Here is an 18,617-nt window from a genome sequence, read left to right on the forward strand (position 1 = left end):
AGCCTTTGGCCATTCGCTGGCCAGGTCGGTTCCCGATGCCAAGCTTAGCGCGGCCACGCACCCGTGCGGGCAAGCTGTTGCGCGCCATGGCGATCGGCATGCTGGTGCTGTTCGGCCTGGTCTGGCTGGCCGACCGTATCTGGCCGCTGCCACTGCCGGGCGACGACCTGGCCCGGGTGGTTCTGGCCGAGGACGGTACGCCACTGTGGCGCTTTGCCGATGCCGAGGGTGTCTGGCGCTACCCGGTGAGCCCTGACCAGGTTTCGCCGTTGTACCTGCAGGCCTTGCTGACCTACGAGGACCGCTGGTTCTACAGCCATCCGGGGGTCAACCCGTTCGCGCTGGCACGCGCTGCCTGGCTGAACCTGCGGGGCGGGCGTGTGGTGTCGGGCGGCAGCACGCTGTCGATGCAGGTGGCGCGCCTGCTCGACCCGCATGACCGTACCCTGGCCGGGAAACTGCGGCAGCTGTGGCGTACGGCGCAGCTGGAATGGCATTTGTCCAAACGTGACATCCTGCAGATATACCTGAACCGTGCGCCCTTCGGCGGTACCTTGCAGGGCGTTGCGGCGGCCAGCTGGGCATACTTGGGCAAGTCGCCCATGCACCTCAGCCCCGCCGAAGCGGCGCTGCTGGCGGTACTGCCCCAGGCGCCCAGCCGGCTGCGCCCCGACCGTCACCCCGAGCGCGCCCAGCGCGCCCGGGACAAGGTGCTGCTGCGCCTGGCCGAATACCAGGTGTGGCCTGAACAGCAAATCCGCGAGGCCGCCGAGGAACCTCTGGTGCTGGCGCCCCGCCAGGAACCGGCCCTGGCGCCGTTGCTGGCCCGGCGCCTGAACAGCGCCGACAGCCCGCCGCTGATCCGCACCACGCTCGATGCCGCGCTGCAGCGACGCCTTGAAGACTTGCTGCTGGGTTGGCGCGCACGTCTGCCAGAGCGCACGTCCGCAGCCATTGTGGTGGTCGAGGCGCAGACCATGGCGGTGCGTGCCTATCTCGGCTCTATAGACCTGGCTGACGAACGCCGCTTCGGGCATGTGGACATGGTGCGCTCATTGCGCTCGCCCGGCTCGACCCTCAAGCCCTTCCTCTACGGCATGGCGCTGGATGATGGCCTGATCCATTCCGAATCGCTGTTGCAGGATGTGCCACGGCGCTACGGCGACTACCGCCCCGGCAATTTCTCGATGGGTTTCAGCGGGCCGGTTTCGGCCAGTTCGGCCTTGGCGCTGTCGCTCAACCTGCCGGCGGTGCAATTGCTGGAAGCTTACGGCCCCAAACGCTTTGCCGCGCAACTGCGCATGGCGGGCATGCCGCTGATACTCCCGCCGTTGGCCGAGCCCAACCTGTCGCTGATCCTTGGCGGCGCCGGTAGCCGGCTGGAGGAACTGGTTGGCGGGTATGCGGCGCTGGCACGGGGTGGCAACAGTGCCCGGGTGCGCCTGCAACCGCAGGACCCGCTGGTCGAACGCCGCCTGCTGTCGCCAGGGGCGGCGTGGATCATCCGGCGCATCCTCAGTGGCCAGGCCCGCCCGGACCGTGACCCGCATGCCGAGTTGGTGCAGCGCCCGCAACTGGCCTGGAAGACCGGCACCAGTTACGGCTTTCGCGATGCCTGGTCGATTGGCGTTGGCCCGCGCTACCTGATCGGCGTATGGATCGGCCGCCCCGACGGCACGCCGGTGCCCGGCCAGTTCGGCCTGGCTTCGGCGGCGCCGCTGATGCTGCAGGTGCACGACCTGCTGAGCAACCGTGACAGCCAGCGTGGCATCAGTGTGCCGGTCGAACGGGTGCCGGCAAATGTCGGGGTGGCGGCGATCTGTTGGCCTTTGGGCCAGCCGATGAGCAGGAAGGACCCCAACTGCCGACGTCAGCGCTTTGCCTGGACCCTGGACGGCACCACACCGCCGACCCTGCAGGCCGCCGACCAGCCCTTGGGGCTGGGTTTGCGCGAAAGTGTGTGGGTCAACGATCAGGGGCTGCGCGTGGATGGCAGTTGCCCGGGTGCCAAGGCCCGCGATATCGCCCTTTGGCCGGCGCCGCTTGAGCCTTGGCTGCCCCGGGTCGAGCGGCGCGCGGCACGGCTGCCGGCCATCGACCCGGCCTGCCCAACGCAAGTAACGGCCAGCGCGCCACCGCTGTCAATCGTCGGCGTGCGCCCGGGCGACAACTTGCGTCGCCCGGTCACCAGCAGCGAGCCGCTGCAGTTGCATGTGTCGGCCCTGGGCGGTGGCGGGCGGCGCTGGTGGTTCCTCAATGGCCAGCCATTGGGGGAAACCCAGGGGCAAGACAGCTTGCTGCTGCGCTTGCCGCAGGTCGGGCAGGCCGAGCTTAGTGCACTGGATGAAAGCGGCGAGACGGCGCGGGTGATGTTGCAGGTCAGCGAGTGATGCCGTGTATTACTGGCGAGCGCCCGACAGCCAGTATTTCTGACAGTTGTTCACGGCCTCTGTAAACATTAATGTCAGGCGTGAAACTCTCCTGATGGCTATCTAGTCTATGAATGCTATGAAGTCAGCGGAATCTGACGCTGAAAGCGCCATACCTGTTGGCAACCCGCACAGCATCGCAGTGTCTTTGGTCTATACACCATATGGTCATGAAAGCGCTGGGGGTAGCGTCCAAGAGGAAGTCAGATTTGTCGGCCAACTGCATCACCGACCGCTTAATGGTTACCTCCTGGGTAATGGGCATCGCCTCTACCATCCCGGTATTTTCCGCTTCTCCTCACCTGATCAGCAAAGCCCGTTTGCCGAGGGGGGAGTGAATGCATACGCCTACTGTGCCGGTGATCCTGTCAACTACCTTGATATTTCAGGAAGGAATCGAGGAAGGGTCAAGCGCTCCAACTCTTTGCCGCGGCTATCCCGGCCGTCTGTCGGCAGTACCCCTTTGAGAAATGCCCAGTCCTCGCCAGCGCTGCATCCTGAGACCCTGCATGGCCAAGATACCAAGTTTACTGAGTACCTGAAGGCCTGGATTAAAGAAGACGGCCTTCAAGACAGTATTCATATAACAGCCCAAGCCAAGGTAATGGCGAAAGCAGATCGCTTCAACTTGGGGCGCTTGGGTGATGCTGTCGCGTTGAAAGTGACACAGGCAATCGTCGACACACAATTATCGGGCGGAGTTGTTCATTTCTCCGTGATAGACGAACGACTGTTCATGCATGCATTCTCGGCAGATGGCCGTCAGAGGGTGATACTTCACATAAGGGGTGGTGTGAGAGACAAGCCAATGCGTCCCGTGTAAACCTGTGTTTCTGCACGCCATGACGAAACCTGAAGGCGGAGATACAGCGCGGGTGGTGTTCCGGCTCAGCGATCAGGCGTTCGACGGCAGCCGGGCCAGCACCTACGCTAGCAGGTGACGGGCGTGAGCGGCTGGCGCCCGCAATTCAAGGGAACATGGAGCGCCCTATGCGTCCACTGGCCGTGCCCCTGCTGTTGCTGCCCTGGGCGCTTGCGGCCCAGGCCGGGCCGTTGCCGGTGTTCTTCGACAGCCATGAATACGAACGTCGCCTGCCCAGTACCAACCTGCCCACGGATGCCTATCGCCCTGTCAGCTCGAGCCCGCGGCTAGCCATGGCCGACGACCATCGCCATGCCTGGGCACCTGTAGAGACGCGGCTGGTGCTGCACAAGGTGCGCTTCGAGGGCGGCACGGTGTTCTCCTTGAGCGACCTGCGCGAGCACTATCAGCCGCTGATCGGGCGCGAGATCACCCTTGGCGAACTGCAGCAATACACCCGGCGCCTGACCCAGCGCTATCGGCAGGCGGGCTATCCGCTTTCTTATGCCTACCTGCCGCCACAGGATGTGGCCGACGGGCGCATCAATGTGGTGCTGGTAGAAGGTTATATCCGGGACTACCGCGTGGACGGCGATATTGGCCCGGCCAGCGACTATCTGCAGCAACTGCTGGTGCAGCTTGAGGCAGAGCGCCCGTTGACCCAGGAAACGCTGGAGCGCTATGTGGGGCTGGCCCAGCGCATTCCCGGTGTGGCGATAGATGCCGAACTGGCCGTGGCACAGGCCGTTGATGGTGCTGCCCGGCTGACTGTGCACGCGCGGCGCAAGCCGTTTGGCGCTGGTGTTACCTTCGCGCAGTCAAACCGTGAAGCTGCGCAGGCGCTGTTCACAGCCACCAGCAATGCCCAGACCCGCTTTGCCGAACAACTTACCGCCAGCCTGCTGCTGCCCGCTGGAGATGACCATGTCCATTACCAGCGCCTGGACTACAGCCAGTACCTGGACGCCGCCGGCAGCCAGCTGCTGCTGTCGGCTTCACGCTACCGCAGCGAGCCTGGCACGCGTATTCGCCTGGACGATGGCCTGGACATCTTGCGCAAGCGCGACAGCGAGCGTTTCGAGATTGGCTTGCGCCAGCCGGTAATTGTCAGGCCAGGGGAGTGGATGGCGCTGCAGGGGCATTTGTATTCGGTCAGCGAGCATGTTGAGGACCAGGGGGAAGGTCCGCCATCATCAGGGAAGTACGACACCTATGTACGTGCACTGTCGTTCGAAGGCGACTGGCGCGAGGCGCAAGGGGGGCGTTTGCGTATCGTCAGTGCTGGTGTGTATCAGGGCCTGGATTACCTGGGCGGGCGCAGCGATGCCGATTACGATCTGGATTTTTTGCGGCTGCGGCTTTCGGGGTTGCAGAGCGACCTTCTGTTCGATAATTGGCAGGGGGTGGTGTCCGGGGCGTTGTACTGGAGTGATGACCGGCTGCCCGACAGCGAGCGTGCGGGGTTTGGCGGGCAGAGTTTCGGGCGCGGTTATCCACGTGACCAGGCAGACGGGGACAAGGGGTGGGGGGTGGCTTACGAGTTGAACTACAGCCTGCGCAGTAGCTGGCTGGCGCTGGTGCAGCCCTATGTCCTGGTAGATGCGGCGCAGGCCTGGCATAACCGGGGGGTGGTGCAGGATGCCCATCTGGCTTCGGTGGGGCTTGGGGTGCGGGTGGGTGACAGGCGCTTTTTCAATGTGACGCTGGAGGTGGCGAAGCCTCTGGCGGATGTGGCGCTGGATAGCCTGGACCGCGGGCCACGGGTGAGCTTGAGCGTTGGGGTTCAGCTGTAGGGGGGGCTGCCATCGGCGGCAGGCCAGCCCCCAACAGGGACCGCATCAGGGCAAACACCTGTCAGCGCGAACGCAACTTGCCAAACATCAATGGGTGGTGAACCGCTGATGCACCGGCGATGAACTCGGCGTCAGCGCCAGTGCCAGCTGGGTACGGTTATGCATGTGGGTCAGGCGCAACACCTGCGACACATACAGTTTCACCGTGTTTTCGGTAATGCCCAGCTCACAGGCGATCTGGTAATTGGTCTTGCCCTTGCTGACCAGGCGTGCGACCTCCAATTGCCGCGGCGACAGCTTCTCGAACGCCGCAGGCAGCTCGCTTTCAGGCTCTTCGACATCACTGGCACGTCGGTGAACACCTTGGCCACGGGCTCTTTCCAGGTCCTGATACAGCTCGTCCACAGAGTCGGCCAGGTCTTGCAGGCGCTGGTTCAACCCGCCCAGGTCGCGGAAGTTGCGCTGACGCTTCAGCAACGCTTCTTCCTGCCGGCGCACACCCTCCAGCAACTCATCAAGGTCCATCGGTTTCTGGTAATAATCGGCAAACCCTTCGCGTAGCGCGCGGATCACATCCTGCTTCTCGGCACGTCCGGTAAGCATGATGGCCTCGAACATGCGCTGGCTGCCGTCGACTTGCTTGAGCGCGCGTACCAGGTCTATCCCGTCCCGATCCGGCATGTGCAGATCGCAGATGACCAGGCCAATGGTCGGGTCTGCCACATAACGGTCGATGGCTTCGTCAGTAGAATGGGCCGATACGGTCGCGTAGCCCTTGGTTTCGAGGAATTCACACAGTTGTTCGACAATGACCGGCTGGTCATCAACGACCAACACCTTCACTTCACTCACTGGTCTGGACACGATCAACTCCCTGTTCGTATACGGCCCTGCTCCCGGGCCAGACGCTCTGGCAGTATAAAAGTAGTCGCTCTGAGCGATTATGTACAAGGTATGTACAACAGATCGGACCGCAGTGAAGCTCATTGGATCCATACGGCTGTCAGAAGAAAGCCCGCGAGCACATAAGGCACGAACGCCTGCTTGTCCCCCATCTCCTCGGTCAGCGCCTGCAAACGCTTCTTCACCTTGGGGTTGAGCAGGGTCCACAGGCGCCGTCGGGTGAGCAGCCACAGCAGCACGCTGACCCCGGCCCCGATGAACGTACCCAGCACATATTGCGGGCTGGTGGCCAGGGCCAGGGCGCCCATCAGCTTGACGTCGTCGGCGCCGAAGCGGCCCAGCATGTAGCCAGGCAACGTCAGCAGCATGACGATGGCCAGCGCCCACCCGGCATCACTGGCATCGGCGCCGATCCAGGTGCGGCCAGTGGCAAACAGCCAGACCAGGGCGCAGGTGGCCACACCCACGGTCAGGAGGTTGGAGATCTGGCGTTGACGCACATCCTGTTCGGAGCACAAGGCAAGCCACAGCAGGAGAACGATGCTTTGCATGGGCAGTTCGCCTTTCCCAATGTTGAACACTTCTACCCGGTCAGTCAGGTTTCCTTAAGTGAAGATAGACGGGAACCGGCAGGCGAGTGGGCTGGAAAGGCTAAAAGGCGTGCCTGGAATGAATTTTGTCGTAGTTGTCACATGCCTGAACCCGCCCCCCACAGGGGCTACGAATCAGCCAGGAGCGAATTACAGGGCTATTTCTTGCTCCCTGGTGGGTAGTTGCCCAGCACCTTGGCCACGGTGCTCTGGATGGCGCTGTTGCGTTCCTCCGGGCTGGGCGGATAATTGTTCATGATCTGCTCGGCACTGCCGCGCCACACCAGCTTGCCGTCGCGGCCATCGAACATATCGATCTGGATGGTGGCGACCTTGTAATCGACACTGCGCGTCTCGTTATACATCGGACCGCCCCAATAGCCGCCCCAGTAACCACCCCAGCCACCGCCGTAGTTGGTGGTGATCTGCTGCTGGCGCTGTTCGACGATCAGGTAAGAGCGCACCATCAGGTCAGGCCGCCCGCCGCCCTGCACCGGGCGCAGGCCACGCTGGTCGAGCTGGTCTGCAACGGCCTGGCGGATGCGCTGCTCGGTCAGGTCGCTCTTGATCCGCGGGTCGTCAGGGCGATACTGCAGGCCCGGCTCCTGCCACGCCCAGCTGCGGTAGGCGGCGAAATCGCGGCTGGCATCGAAATCCTGCTGAACGTTGTTGCTTGAGCAGGCAGCCAGCAACAACGCGAATGACAGTAGAACGAGACGGCGCAACATGATGGTTCTCCGTTAAGCGTTAACTGGGAGGATAGCCGCTGAGCGCCTTGTGCACAGAATCGCGCAGGGCACTTTCGCGGTCGCGCGGCGAGTCCTTGTCGCTGCCGCTTTCGGCGCTGGCGCTCCAGACCGGCTGGCCGTTGCGGGCGTCGAACAGGTCGATGCGCACCACCATCACCTCCACCTCGTAGGTGCGCACGATGGGCACGCTGGCGTAACCCCCGTAGCCATGCCGATAGCCGCCGTAACCGACACCGCCATACGGGGATGGGCCGTAGTAGGGGTCGTATGAGTCGTAGTCACGCACCTGGCGCAAGCGCTTTTCCAGGCGAATGTCGGCGCTGACCAGCAAATCGCCGGCACCCCCCCGGGCGGGGCGCAGGCCATGCTGGTCGAGCGCGCCGCTTACGGCATCGGCCAGCTGTGCCGGGTCGGCATTAGCCGAGCCGCTGGGTAGCTGGCCACTGCGCCAGCTCCAGCTGCGGTACTGACCGTAATCACGAGAGGGCGCCGGGTAGGCACTGGCATCGAAGGTGCTGGCCGCCTGGGCCGGGGCCGGGGGCAGCGGGCGGCTGCTGGCCACATACGGGTTGCTGCCCTGGCAGCCAGCCAGGGCAAGCGGCAGCAGGGCCAGGCACAAAAGACGGTACGGCATTAATTCCTCCCGGCGGGCGGGTCAACGCGGGCGGCAGACCCAGTGCAGGTAGCGGCCAAGGCCGGCGAAGCTGGGGTGGCGACGATAGGCGAGTTCCATTTCCAGCAGGTCGAGTAGTTCGGCCTTGCCCTGGAATTCCTTGGGCATGTAGTCGTGGAACACGCGTACGCCGCTCTCGCTTTCGACCTGCCACATAGGATCAAGTTGCGCCTTGAGTTCACGTGGATCAAGCGGTTTCTGTGGGGTCAGGCTCTGCTTTTCACCTTCCAGCCGGTTGCTGCGCAACTTACGGAAGTGGCCTTTGAGCAGGTTGCGGTAGACCAGTGCGTCGCGGTTGTAGAATGCCAGTGACAACCAGCCGTTGGCGGCCGTGAGCTTGTGCAGCACAGGCAGGATGCTTTCGGGTTCGGCCAGCCATTCGAGCACGGCGTGGCACAGCACCAGGTCGTAGGGCTCGGTGAGCAGGCCGAGCAGGTCCTGCCAGGGGGCCTGAATGAAGGTGGCCGGTTGGCCGGCTTCGGCAAAGCGCGCCCGCGCGCCGTCGAGCATCGGCGCGGCAGGTTCGGCCAAGGTCAGCTGATGGCCGCGCTGGGCCAGCCACAGGGCCATATGGCCCAGCCCGGCGCCGATATCGAGGATGCGCAGTGGGCGGTCGGGCAGGGCCTCGGCCAGGTCGGCCTGCAGCACGGCCAGGCGGATGGCGCCCTTGGCACCGCCGTAGATCTTCTCGGCGAAGCGGGTGGCCAGTTCATCGAAGTGACGGTCGTTCATCGGGCGAAGCGCCTTTCGCTATCGGCCAGCTTGGCCCGCACCACCTGGTCCATGTCCAGGCCCAGTTCGCTGCACAGCAGCAACAGGTAGAGCACTATATCGCCGACTTCCTGGCCGGCGTGGGCAAGCTGGTCGGCTGGCAGCTGGCGCGACTGGTCCTCGCTCAGCCACTGGAAGATTTCCACCAGCTCGGCCATTTCGACGCTGGCGGCCATGGCCAGGTTCTTCGGGCTGTGGAAACCTCTCCAGTCGTTGGTGTCGCGGATCTGGTGCAGGCGTTGGGTGAGTTCTTGCAGGTTCATCGGGGTCTCCTAATGCTGCATAGCTTCTGCCCAGGCCCGATGCAAAGCAAGCGCCTAAAGCCGATCCCAGCGCCCGACCATATGCAGCACGCCGCCATGCCCATCCAGCCGTAACTGACCCGAAGGCCCCGCCTCGGTGGCGCTGAGCACTACCTCTGACGGCAGTCGCACCGGCTTGCGGAAATCCACTTCGAAGGCATAGCCACTGTGCGGCAGATGCCCGTTCAACGCTGCCAGGGCCATGGCCTTGCTCCACATGCCATGGGCGATGGCCGTAGGGAAGCCGAACAGCCGCGCACTGGCGGCGCTGAGGTGGATAGGGTTGTAGTCCCCGCAGACCTTGGCATAGCGCCGACCGATGTCACTGTCGGCGTACCAGCGGGTGGCCTCGGGCAGTGATGCTGGCTCACCCTCGGCAGGCTCTGCTGTTGCCCCTTCGAGCTTCAGCCCGCGCACCAGCATGCGGCTGGTCTCGCGCCACAGCAGGCCGATGCTGTCTTCAGCCTCGGTGACCAGGTCGAAGGTGCCGCCCTTGGCATGGGGCTGTAGATTATTTGCGTACACCGCAAAGCGCAGCCCCTCGACACCGCCAAGCGGGCGGAGCACTTCGATGCGGTTGTGCAGGTGCACCAGACCCAGCAGCGGGAAAGGGAAGCCTTGGCCAGTCATCAACTGCAGCTGCAGGGTGAAGGCCATGATGTGTGGATAAGTACCCGGCAGCCGCCCGTTGTCGGGGAAGTGGCAGAGCCGCCGATAGGCGCCGAGGTTGTCCGGCTGAACCCGGATGAAGCAACGCAGGCCATCCTGCGGAAGTTGCTCGCCGCTGATCTTGCGCTTGCTCGCTGCACGCAGGTACAGGCTGGCGCGCGAAGCGGGGCTGTGCAGGTCGTGCCATTGTCGGTCCATGCTCACGCCCCCATCAGTGCCTGGCCACATACGCGCAGCACCTGGCCATTGACCGCCCCGGAGCCTGGCTGGCTGAGCCAGGCGATGGCTTCGGCGACGTCCTGCGGGCGGCCACCCTGGCCCAGGGTACTCAAGCGCCTGCCGGCTTCGCGCAGGCCCATGGGCATTGCCGCCGTCATGTGCGATTCGATGAAGCCGGGCGCCACGGCATTGATGCTGCCACCCCGTTCGGCAAGCCTGGGCGCCCAGGCCTGGGCCAGGCCAATCAGGCCGGCCTTGCTGGCGGCATAGTTGGCCTGCCCGCGGTTGCCGGCGATGCCGCTCACCGAGGCCAGCAGGGTGATGCGGGCATCTTCCCCCAAGGCGCCGTTGTCATGCAGCGCCTGGGTCAGTACCTGCGGCGCCTTGAGGTTGACCGCCAGCACCGCGTCCCAGTATTCGGGGGTCATGTTGGTCAAGGTCTTGTCGCGGGTAATGCCGGCGTTATGCACCACGATGTCGATGCCCTCTGGCAAGGCTGCGAGCAGCTGTGTTGCCGCGTCGCTGGCGCAGATATCCAGCGCCAGCGCTTTGCCGCCCAGGCGTGCAGCGAGGGCGTCGAGGTCCTGGCTGGCTTGCGGGACATCGATCAGCAGCACGTCGGCGCCGTCCCGGGCCAGGGTCTCGGCGATGGCTGCACCGATACCGCGTGCAGCGCCTGTGACCAGGGCGCGACGGCCCGCCAGTGGCCGGGTCCAGTCTTCGACCTGGCTGGCGCAGGCCTCCAGGCGTAACACCTGGCCAGAAACAAAGGCGCTTTTCGGTGACAGGAAGAACCGCAGCGCACCTTCCAGCTGGTCTTCCGCGCCGGGGCTGACATACAGCAACTGTGCAGTCGCGCCATTGCGCAGCTCCTTGGCCAGCGAGCGGCTGAAGCCTTCGAGGGCACGCTGGGCGACGCTGGCCAACGGGTTGTCGAGGCTTTCCGGGGCCCGCCCCAGCACCACCACATGGGCACAGGGGGCGAGGCTGCGCAGCAGTGGCTGGAAAAACTCGCGCAACTGCTTGAGCGCATCGCTGTCGGACAGATGACTGGCATCGAATACCACGGCCTTGATCTTCGGCCCCAGGCCGGCGACCCAGGCCTCGGCCTGCAGGTTGTCGGCATTGAAGCTGTAAAGCTCGTCGGTCAGGCGCGCTGCGATGGCTTGCACTTTGCCCGCCAGTGGTCCGCCACCCAACACCAGGGCGCCTTCCACCGGGCGCAGGCGACCTGACTGCCAGCGCTCCAGCGGTGCGGGTGCAGGCAGGCCCAAGGCATCCACCAGCCGGCGCCCGAGGTTGGAGTTGGCAAAGTCGAGATAACGATCGCTCATTGAGTGGTCTCCGCAAGGCAGGCTTGAAAGTGTGGACCAAGTTTGTGTCGACACGTTCGAATCGTGGCAAAAACACCTAGGCTGTAACGGGTCAAATTGTTTCTGGAGGAACCAACGCATGCGTTCATCTCGCCGGGTAGCGATCCTGGGCGGCAACCGAATACCCTTTGCCCGCTCCAATGGCGCCTACGCAACGGCCAGTAACCAGGCGATGCTGACCGTCGCCCTGGAAGGCTTGATCGAACGCTATCGCCTGCATGGGCTGCGAATGGGGGAGGTGGTGGCTGGCGCCGTGCTGAAGCATTCGCGCGACATGAACCTGACCCGCGAATGCGTGCTGGGATCACGGTTGTCGCCCCAGACGCCGGCGTATGACATCCAGCAAGCTTGTGGCACCGGGCTTGAGGCGGCGCTGCTGGTGGCCAACAAGATTGCCCTGGGCCAGATCGACTGCGGCATTGCCGGCGGTGTGGACACCACCTCGGATGTACCGATTGCCGTCAGCGAAGGCCTGCGCCATATCCTGTTGCAGGCCAGCCGTGGCAAAAGCCTGGGCGAGCGGCTGCAGCCCTTTCTCAAGCTGCGCCCTCACCACCTGAAGCCCGAGTTGCCGCGCAACGGCGAACCGCGCACGGGGTTGTCGATGGGCGAGCATTGCGAGCGCATGGCCCAGGCCTGGCGTATCGGCCGTGCCGAACAGGACGAACTGGCGCTGCTCAGCCACCAGAAGCTTGCCGCCGCCTATGCCGGGGGATGGCAGGATGATTTGCTGACGCCGTTTCTTTCGCTTGCGCGGGACAACAACCTGCGCCCGGACCTGACCCTGGAGCAGCTGGCCGGGCTCAAGCCAGCCTTCGATCGCAGTGGCCAGGGCACGCTGACGGCGGGCAACTCCACGCCGCTTACCGATGGTGCCTCGCTGGTGCTGCTGGGCACCGAGGAATGGGCTGCGCAGCAGGGCCTGCCGGTGCTGGCTTACCTGGTCGATGGCGAGACAGCAGCGGTGGACTTTGTCACCGGCCGCGAAGGGCTGTTGATGGCCCCGGCTTATGCGGTGCCGCGTTTGCTGGCGCGCAACGGCCTGACGCTGCAGGACTTTGACTACTACGAAATCCATGAAGCCTTTGCGGCCCAGGTGCTGTGCACACTCAAGGCCTGGGAGGATGCCGATTTCTGCCGTGAGCGGCTGGGGCTGGATGCGCCGCTTGGGTCAATCGACCGCAGCAAGCTCAACGTCAAGGGCAGTTCGCTGGCGGCCGGCCACCCGTTTGCGGCGACTGGCGGCCGGATATTGGCCAACCTGGCCAAGCTGCTGGCGACCGCAGGAAAGGGGCGGGGGCTGATCTCGATCTGCGCGGCGGGTGGGCAGGGCGTGACTGTCATCATGGAGCGGTGATTCTTCGGGCTACCGCGTCGACTTCTTCGCGGGTGAACCCGCTCCCACAGGACTATGCGAAACCCTGTGGGAGCGGGTTCACCCGCGAAGCAGGCGGTAAACTGTTAGGCTTGTCTGCTCAGAACTACAAGAAACCGCCATGCCGATCATCGGACAACCCCGCGCCCTTCCGGCGCTGGATCATCTGCCCAGGCCCCTCTATGCCCGTTCGGAGAGCCTCGGCGCCGGTTCCTGGACGACCCGGCACCAGCACGACTGGGTGCAGTTTTCCTACGCCATCAGCGGGGTGCTGGGAGTGTACACCCATGAGGGCAGCTACTTCGCCCCGCCGCAATGGGGTGTGTGGATTCCTGCCGATGCCGAGCACGAGGTGGTGACTTCGATGCGCGCCGAGATGCGCAGCCTGTACGTGCGTCGTGATGCCTGCCCATGGGCAGCGCAGCAATGCCGCGTGCTGGAGGTGACCCCGCTGGCGCGCGAGCTGATCAAGCAGTTCTGCCTGTTCCCGGCGGATTACCCGGAGGGCGACAGCGTCGAAGCACGCCTGGTAGCGGTGCTGCTTGACCAGTTGCGCAGCTTGCCGGAAGTAGGTTTTTCGCTGCCGTTGCCACGTCACCCCGGGCTGCTGGCGCTGTGCAACGGCCTGATCGCGGCGCCGGACCAGCCGCAAACCTTGCAGCAGTGGGCCCGGCAGCTGGGGTGTTCGGAGAAGACACTGATGCGGCTGTTCCAGCGCGAGACCGGCTTGAGCTTTCGCAACTGGCGCCAGCGCATGCGCCTGCTGTCATCGCTGGCGTTGCTGGAGGCGGGGGAGAATGTGACCGAGGCGGCGCTGGGCTGTGGGTATGATTCCACCTCGGCCTACATTGCCGCGTTCAAGCAGTTGTTCGGGGCAACGCCAGGGGAGTTGAAGCTTTAACGATCGGTCGCCAGTGCCGGCCCCTTCACCGGCACTGGCTGCACATCAGGTACGGAACCTGCGCACCAGCGTATCCAGCTCATTGGACAACCCGGCCAGGCTCTCCGAGTCCACCCGTGCCGCCTGGGCCAGTTCGGCCACCAGCTGCGCATCTCCGTGAATCTGGCTGATATGCCGATTGATGTCCTCGGCCACCTGGTGCTGCTCCTCGGCCGCCGTGGCGATCTGCGTATTCATGTCGCGAATCACATCCACCGACTCGCGGATCTGCCCAAAGCTGTCGCGGGCCAGGCCGATACGGCTGACCGACTGCTGCGATACCTCCAGGCTGGCATGCATCTGCTCGGCCACTTCGGCAGTGCGGCTGGCCAGGTTGCCCAGCAGGCCGTCGATTTCGGCAGTCGAGTCGGCGGTGCGCTTGGCCAGCGCCCGTACCTCGTCCGCCACTACAGCAAAGCCACGGCCCTGCTCACCGGCACGTGCCGCCTCGATGGCGGCATTGAGGGCCAGCAGGTTGGTCTGCTCGGCAATCGAGCGAATGGTGCCAAGGATCGACTGAATGGCGTTGCTGTCGCGCTCCAGCTGCTGGATCGACTGCGCCGACTGCTCGATTTCCTGGCTCAGGCGGTCGACGCTATGTACGGCGGCATCGATCTGCTGCTGGCCTTCCCGCGCCTGTTGCTGGCCGCTGTCGGCCGACTGCGCCGCCTGGCTGCAGGACCGCGCCACTTCGTTGGCGGTAGCGACCATTTCGTGGAAAGCGGTGGAAACCATGTCCACGGCTTCGCGCTGGCGGCCGGCCGCTTCGGCCATGTCGCTGGAGACGCGGGTCGAGCGTGTGGAGGTGCTGAGAATCTTGCCGGCGGCAGCACCAATGTGCTGGATCAGGCTGCGAATGGCGCCGAGGAACTGGTTGAACCAGCTGGCCAGTTGCGCGGTTTCGTCACGGCCGCGGATTTCCAGGTTGCGGGTCAGGTCACCCTCGCCTTGGGCAATGTCCTCCAGGCCGTTGGTGACGCTGTTGATCGGGCGCACGATGAGCTTGGCGAAGGCCGCGCCGACCACGGCGAACAGCGCCGCCAGCACCACGGCGATGACGCCGATCAGCCAGGTCAGCCGGGTAGTGGTCTGCATCACTTCGCTTTGCTGGATCAGGCCGATGAAGGTCCAGCCCAGTTGCTCGTCGGGATACACGTTGGCCATGTAGCGCACGCCGTTGAGCTCGACTTCGACCAGGCCTTTGCCGGCCTTGGCAAGCTCGGCGTAACCGTCGCCAAAGCTGGCCAGCTGCTTGAAGTTGTGGGCGGCGTCACGCGGGTCGACCATCACGTTGCCGTTGCTTTCAACCAGCATCAGGTAGCCGCTGTCACCCAGTTTGATCTGCTTGACGATTTCGGTCAGGCCTTTGAGCGACACGTCGATGTTGACCACGCCGCCGGGGTTGCCCAGCTGGTTGGCCACGGCGCGCACGGTGCTGACCAGCACGGCGTCGTCGGCAGCCCAGTAGTAGGCGCCGGTGCGTACGGTCTTGCCCGGGTTGGCCATGGCCAGCTGGTACCACGGACGGGGGCGCGGGTCGTAGTTGACGAACTTCTGCCCGGCCGGCCAGCCGACGTAGCCGCCGTCACTGACCCCGTAGGAAACATAGGCATAGTTGGGGTGTGAGTCTGCCAGGCGGGTGAAGAACTCCAGCAGCTGCTTGTCCTGCTCGCCCAGCTCGTAGGACGGGTTGGCACTGGTGAACTTGTTCAGGTTGCTGCCGGTGGCGGCGACCATGGGCTGCGCAGCGAGGTACTCGACGTTCTGGTTGATGCCCTGGAAGAAGATGTTCATCGCGTTGCTGACCTGGCGGATTTCCCGGCTGCTGCCGTCGAGGAATCCATCGCGGGCTTCGCCACGCAGGTTGAGGACCACAAGGGTGGCCACGAGGACGATGGGCAAGCCGGCGATGACCGCGAATGCCCAGGTCAGTTTCTGTTTGATGCTCATCGACGCTCCCGGGATTTTTGTTTTCGACACATGAGGCAGGTAGCAACTGCATCGGCCACATCCGGGTTTTATGAAGCCAGAACGCCTGTATTTATTGGATAAAGTCGTGGTTGGTGACTATTCGGTCGTGTTTGGACGCTTATGGCATACCAAACGGCTGTGACGGTTCAGTGACAGCAGGTTCCCGCAGCGCCATTGGCCAGGTCCTTGAGGATCGGGCAGTCCGGGCGGTCGTCCCCCTGACAGTGCGAAACCAGTTCGCCAAGGGTATCGCGAAGACTCACCAGTTCCTCGATGCGGCGGTTCAGCTCACCGATGTGCTGCATGGCCAGCGCCTTCACATCGGCGCTGGCGCGTTGGCGGTCCTGCCACAGGGTCAGCAGCTTGCCGACCTCTTCCAGGGAAAACCCCAGGTCGCGCGAGCGCTTGATGAAGGCCAGGCTATGCAGGTCTTGCGCCTGGTACAGGCGGTAGCCGCTGTCACTGCGCGCGGCGGGCTTGAGCAGGCCGATGGCTTCGTAATAACGGATCATCTTGGTGCTGAGCCCGCTGCGGCGGGCGGCCTGGCCGATGTTCATGGGGCGTCCTCCTGGTGGGTGGTGCCGGGTTTCCAGGCCTTCAGCCACAGCGCGTTGCTGACCACGCTGACGCTGGACAGGGCCATGGCGGCGCCGGCCAGCACCGGGTTGAGATAACCCAGCGCAGCCAGCGGAATGCCGATCAGGTTATAGATGAACGCCCAGAACAGGTTCTGGCGGATCTTTGCGTAGGTCTTGCGGCTGATTTCCAGGGCGGCGGGCACCAGGCGCGGGTCGCCACGCATCAGTGTGATGCCGGCTGCCTGCATTGCCACGTCGGTGCCGCCACCCATGGCGATGCCAATGTCGGCGGCGGCCAGGGCCGGGGCATCATTGATGCCGTCGCCGACCATGGCAACCACGCCATCCTGCTTCAGCGCAGCCACCGTCGCGGCCTTGTCGGCCGGCAGCACCTCAGCATACACATCGTCGATGCCCAGGGCGTCGGCCACCACTTTGGCGCTGCCGCGGTTGTCCCCGGTCAGCAGGTGGCTGCTGATGTGTTGTGCGTGCAAGGTGTCGATGGCCTGCGCGGCGCCGGGCTTGAGGCTGTCACCAAAGGCGAACAGGCCCAGCACGCGGGGTTGCGTGCCGCGTTCGACCAGCCATGACAGGGTGCGCCCCTCGGCTTCCCAGGCCTGGGCCTTGGCGGCCAGGTCGCCGGGCAGCAGCCCGCTTTCATCGAGCAGGCGGCGGTTACCCAACGCCAGCTCGCGGCCTTCGACACGCCCGGCTATGCCGCGCCCGGTCAGCGACTGGCTGTCGGCGACAGTCGGCACGTCGAGCCCTTGTTCGGCACAGGCGTCCAGCACCGCTTTGGCCAGCGGGTGTTCGCTGCCGCGCTGCAGGGCGCCGGCCAGGCGGTGCAGGTCGGCGCCGCTGCCATCTTGCGCCTGGCTGTGGACCACCCGGGGGCTGCCGGAGGTGAGGGTGCCGGTCTTGTCGAAGACCACACGGTTGACCGCATGGGCACGCTCCAGGGCTTCGGCGTCCTTGATCAGGATGCCATGGCGGGCGGCAACGCCGGTGCCGGCCATGATCGCCGCGGGCGTGGCCAGGCCGAGTGCACAGGGGCAGGCGATGACCAGCACGGCGACGGCGTTGATCAGCGCGGTTGCCAGCGGTGCGCCCGCCAGCCACCAGCCGACCAGGGTGATCAGCGCCAGCACCAGCACGGCCGGGACGAACACCTGGCTGACCCGGTCGACCAGCTTCTGGATCGGGGCTTTGGCGGCCTGGGCGTCTTCTACCAGGCGAATGATGCGGGCCAGTACGGTCTCGGTACCAAGCGCCTGGGTGCGTACCAACAGCCGGCCTTCGCCATTGATGGCGCCGCCGGTGACATTATCGCCAGGTTGCTTGGGCACTGGCAGGCTCTCGCCGCTGATCAGGGCTTCGTCGGCATGGCTACTGCCGTCTTCGACCACACCATCGACCGGAAAGCGCTCGCCGGGCTTGACCAGCACCAGGTCGCCGAGGCGCAGCTGGGTGATGGCTACGTCTTCTTCCTGGCCATCGACTACGCGCAGTGCGCGCTCCGGGCGCAATGCTTCAAGGGCACGGATGGCACTGGCGGTCTGGCGCTTGGCGCGGCTTTCCAGGTACTTGCCGAGCAACACCAGGGCAATCACCACGGCCGAGGCTTCGAAGTACAGGTGCGGTGTCATGCCGGCAGGGGCTTGTGCCCACTGGTACAGGCTCAGGCCGTAGCCGGCGCTGGTGCCCAGGGCTACCAGCAGGTCCATGTTACCGGCACCTGCGCGTACTGCCTTCCAGGCGGCCACGTAGAAGCGCGCCCCCAGAATGAACTGCACCGGCGTGGCCAGCAGGAACTGCGCCCACGCTGGCAACATCCAGTGCAGGCCGAACGGCTGCACCAGCATTGGCAATACCAGTGGCATGGCCAGCAGCAAAGCCGCGCCGACTGCCAGGCGCTCATTGCGCAGGCGGCGTTGGGCAGCCTGTTGATCGTCCTTGGCCGCTTGCGGCAGGCTGGCGCTGTAGCCGGCCTTGTGCACAGTTTCGATCAGCAGGTTGTCGTCGACGGCCGCGAGCACTTCGAGGTGTGCGCGTTCGCTGGCCAGGTTGACGCTGACCTGCTCGACCCCTGGCAACTTGGCGAGCGCGCGCTCGACACGGGCCACGCAACTGGCGCAGGTCATGCCGCCAATCTGCAGTTCGACGGTGCGGACAGGCACGCCATAGCCGGCTTCGCGCACAGCGTCGACCAGGGCCGCCAAGCTGTTGGCCGGGGCCTGGACACGGGCCTTTTCGGTGGTGAGGTTGACGCTGACCTGTTCAGCGCCGGTGACCTTGCGCAGGGCGCGCTCGACCCGGCCAGCACAGCTGGCGCAGGTCATGCCGGAGATCGGCAGGTCGTATGTGGTGGATGCGGGCATGGCTCTCCTCCTTGGACAGGGCTTCAGCATCAGCATCAACCT

General features: G+C 64.8%; 16 protein-coding genes and 1 pseudogene. 5 read left to right on the forward strand and 12 right to left on the reverse strand.

Going from position 1 to position 18,617, the window contains the following annotated elements; all coding sequences use genetic code 11:
- Positions 1-35: 35 nt before the first annotated feature.
- From pbpC to AC5O5I_RS02845, 3 genes are all read left to right on the forward strand, one after another.
- Positions 36-2,390, forward strand: a complete 2,355-nt coding sequence (gene pbpC, locus AC5O5I_RS02835) for a peptidoglycan glycosyltransferase PbpC (RefSeq protein ID WP_494512042.1) — start codon at positions 36-38, stop codon at positions 2,388-2,390.
- A gap of 109 nt (positions 2,391-2,499) precedes the next feature.
- Positions 2,500-3,252, forward strand: a complete 753-nt coding sequence (locus tag AC5O5I_RS02840; RefSeq protein WP_494512043.1) for an RHS repeat-associated core domain-containing protein — start codon at positions 2,500-2,502, stop codon at positions 3,250-3,252.
- Positions 3,253-3,419: 167 nt separating this feature from the next.
- Complete coding sequence (locus AC5O5I_RS02845) at positions 3,420-5,084, forward strand: ShlB/FhaC/HecB family hemolysin secretion/activation protein (protein WP_494512044.1); 1,665 nt, start codon at positions 3,420-3,422, stop codon at positions 5,082-5,084.
- Between the two features lie 87 nt (positions 5,085-5,171).
- Here the strand turns inward: AC5O5I_RS02845 and AC5O5I_RS02850 are convergent, their stop codons facing one another.
- The 8 genes from AC5O5I_RS02850 to AC5O5I_RS02885 form a co-directional block, all read right to left on the reverse strand.
- On the reverse strand, positions 5,172-5,948 hold the full coding sequence (locus AC5O5I_RS02850) for a helix-turn-helix domain-containing protein (protein ID WP_494512045.1): 777 nt from the start codon (positions 5,946-5,948) through the stop codon (positions 5,172-5,174).
- 119 nt (positions 5,949-6,067) lie between these two features.
- Positions 6,068-6,538: a prepilin peptidase gene (locus AC5O5I_RS02855; RefSeq protein WP_172285717.1), complete on the reverse strand. Its 471-nt coding sequence runs from the start codon at positions 6,536-6,538 to the stop codon at positions 6,068-6,070.
- A gap of 197 nt (positions 6,539-6,735) precedes the next feature.
- Complete coding sequence (locus AC5O5I_RS02860; RefSeq protein WP_172230130.1) at positions 6,736-7,305, reverse strand: DUF4136 domain-containing protein; 570 nt, start codon at positions 7,303-7,305, stop codon at positions 6,736-6,738.
- 19 nt (positions 7,306-7,324) lie between these two features.
- Positions 7,325-7,960, reverse strand: a complete 636-nt coding sequence (locus tag AC5O5I_RS02865; protein WP_172230127.1) for a DUF4136 domain-containing protein — start codon at positions 7,958-7,960, stop codon at positions 7,325-7,327.
- Positions 7,961-7,981: 21 nt separating this feature from the next.
- Positions 7,982-8,731: a methyltransferase domain-containing protein gene (locus AC5O5I_RS02870; RefSeq protein ID WP_494512046.1), complete on the reverse strand. Its 750-nt coding sequence runs from the start codon at positions 8,729-8,731 to the stop codon at positions 7,982-7,984.
- Complete coding sequence (locus AC5O5I_RS02875; RefSeq protein WP_172230121.1) at positions 8,728-9,033, reverse strand: MazG-like family protein; 306 nt, start codon at positions 9,031-9,033, stop codon at positions 8,728-8,730. Before AC5O5I_RS02875 ends, AC5O5I_RS02870 begins: the two co-directional genes overlap by 4 nt.
- 54 nt (positions 9,034-9,087) lie before the next feature.
- On the reverse strand, positions 9,088-9,939 hold the full coding sequence (locus AC5O5I_RS02880) for a MaoC family dehydratase (protein ID WP_172233572.1): 852 nt from the start codon (positions 9,937-9,939) through the stop codon (positions 9,088-9,090).
- A 2-nt stretch (positions 9,940-9,941) separates the two neighbouring features.
- The gene (locus tag AC5O5I_RS02885) at positions 9,942-11,294 is read right to left on the reverse strand and encodes a 3-oxoacyl-ACP reductase (protein WP_494512047.1); all 1,353 of its coding nucleotides are present in this window, start codon (positions 11,292-11,294) and stop codon (positions 9,942-9,944) included.
- A 118-nt stretch (positions 11,295-11,412) separates the two neighbouring features.
- Between AC5O5I_RS02885 and AC5O5I_RS02890 the strand changes: the two genes are divergently transcribed.
- Both AC5O5I_RS02890 and AC5O5I_RS02895 read left to right on the forward strand, forming a co-directional pair.
- Positions 11,413-12,690 (forward strand): acetyl-CoA C-acetyltransferase, encoded by a 1,278-nt coding sequence (locus AC5O5I_RS02890; RefSeq protein WP_494512048.1) that lies wholly within the window; start codon positions 11,413-11,415, stop codon positions 12,688-12,690.
- A gap of 139 nt (positions 12,691-12,829) precedes the next feature.
- Positions 12,830-13,609: an AraC family transcriptional regulator gene (locus tag AC5O5I_RS02895; protein ID WP_172285720.1), complete on the forward strand. Its 780-nt coding sequence runs from the start codon at positions 12,830-12,832 to the stop codon at positions 13,607-13,609.
- Between the two features lie 45 nt (positions 13,610-13,654).
- Here AC5O5I_RS02895 and AC5O5I_RS02900 read toward each other — a convergent pair whose 3' ends face one another.
- The 4 genes and pseudogenes from AC5O5I_RS02900 to AC5O5I_RS02915 form a co-directional block, all read right to left on the reverse strand.
- Positions 13,655-14,422 (reverse strand): methyl-accepting chemotaxis protein, encoded by a 768-nt coding sequence (locus tag AC5O5I_RS02900; RefSeq protein WP_372242445.1) that lies wholly within the window; start codon positions 14,420-14,422, stop codon positions 13,655-13,657.
- A gap of 90 nt (positions 14,423-14,512) precedes the next feature.
- Positions 14,513-15,598: pseudogene (locus AC5O5I_RS02905) on the reverse strand (cache domain-containing sensor histidine kinase); the annotation flags it as partial.
- Positions 15,599-15,765: 167 nt separating this feature from the next.
- On the reverse strand, positions 15,766-16,176 hold the full coding sequence (cueR, locus tag AC5O5I_RS02910; protein ID WP_172227944.1) for a Cu(I)-responsive transcriptional regulator: 411 nt from the start codon (positions 16,174-16,176) through the stop codon (positions 15,766-15,768).
- Entirely contained in the window at positions 16,173-18,575 is a 2,403-nt protein-coding gene (locus AC5O5I_RS02915; RefSeq protein ID WP_172285721.1) for a heavy metal translocating P-type ATPase, read from the reverse strand. Before AC5O5I_RS02915 ends, cueR begins: the two co-directional genes overlap by 4 nt.
- Positions 18,576-18,617: the final 42 nt, after the last annotated feature.

This window comes from Pseudomonas sp. 9_2_1 (assembly GCF_059295275.1).

What these genes read in the sequence shown, in the direction of transcription:
- AC5O5I_RS02860 (WP_172230130.1), bottom strand. Translation starts at nt 7,305, where the DNA reads ATGTTGCGCCGTCTCGTTCTACTGTCATTCGCGTTGTTGCTGGCTGCC.
- cueR (WP_172227944.1), bottom strand. Translation starts at nt 16,176, where the DNA reads ATGAACATCGGCCAGGCCGCCCGCCGCAGCGGGCTCAGCACCAAGATG.
- AC5O5I_RS02885 (WP_494512047.1), bottom strand. Translation starts at nt 11,294, where the DNA reads ATGAGCGATCGTTATCTCGACTTTGCCAACTCCAACCTCGGGCGCCGG.
- AC5O5I_RS02915 (WP_172285721.1), bottom strand. Translation starts at nt 18,575, where the DNA reads ATGCCCGCATCCACCACATACGACCTGCCGATCTCCGGCATGACCTGC.
- AC5O5I_RS02880 (WP_172233572.1), bottom strand. Translation starts at nt 9,939, where the DNA reads ATGGACCGACAATGGCACGACCTGCACAGCCCCGCTTCGCGCGCCAGC.
- AC5O5I_RS02895 (WP_172285720.1), top strand. Translation starts at nt 12,830, where the DNA reads ATGCCGATCATCGGACAACCCCGCGCCCTTCCGGCGCTGGATCATCTG.
- AC5O5I_RS02870 (WP_494512046.1), bottom strand. Translation starts at nt 8,731, where the DNA reads ATGAACGACCGTCACTTCGATGAACTGGCCACCCGCTTCGCCGAGAAG.
- AC5O5I_RS02875 (WP_172230121.1), bottom strand. Translation starts at nt 9,033, where the DNA reads ATGAACCTGCAAGAACTCACCCAACGCCTGCACCAGATCCGCGACACC.
- AC5O5I_RS02865 (WP_172230127.1), bottom strand. Translation starts at nt 7,960, where the DNA reads ATGCCGTACCGTCTTTTGTGCCTGGCCCTGCTGCCGCTTGCCCTGGCT.
- AC5O5I_RS02855 (WP_172285717.1), bottom strand. Translation starts at nt 6,538, where the DNA reads ATGCAAAGCATCGTTCTCCTGCTGTGGCTTGCCTTGTGCTCCGAACAG.
- AC5O5I_RS02845 (WP_494512044.1), top strand. Translation starts at nt 3,420, where the DNA reads ATGCGTCCACTGGCCGTGCCCCTGCTGTTGCTGCCCTGGGCGCTTGCG.
- AC5O5I_RS02840 (WP_494512043.1), top strand. Translation starts at nt 2,500, where the DNA reads ATGAATGCTATGAAGTCAGCGGAATCTGACGCTGAAAGCGCCATACCT.
- AC5O5I_RS02890 (WP_494512048.1), top strand. Translation starts at nt 11,413, where the DNA reads ATGCGTTCATCTCGCCGGGTAGCGATCCTGGGCGGCAACCGAATACCC.
- AC5O5I_RS02900 (WP_372242445.1), bottom strand. Translation starts at nt 14,422, where the DNA reads ATGGCCGAAGCGGCCGGCCGCCAGCGCGAAGCCGTGGACATGGTTTCC.
- pbpC (WP_494512042.1), top strand. Translation starts at nt 36, where the DNA reads ATGCCAAGCTTAGCGCGGCCACGCACCCGTGCGGGCAAGCTGTTGCGC.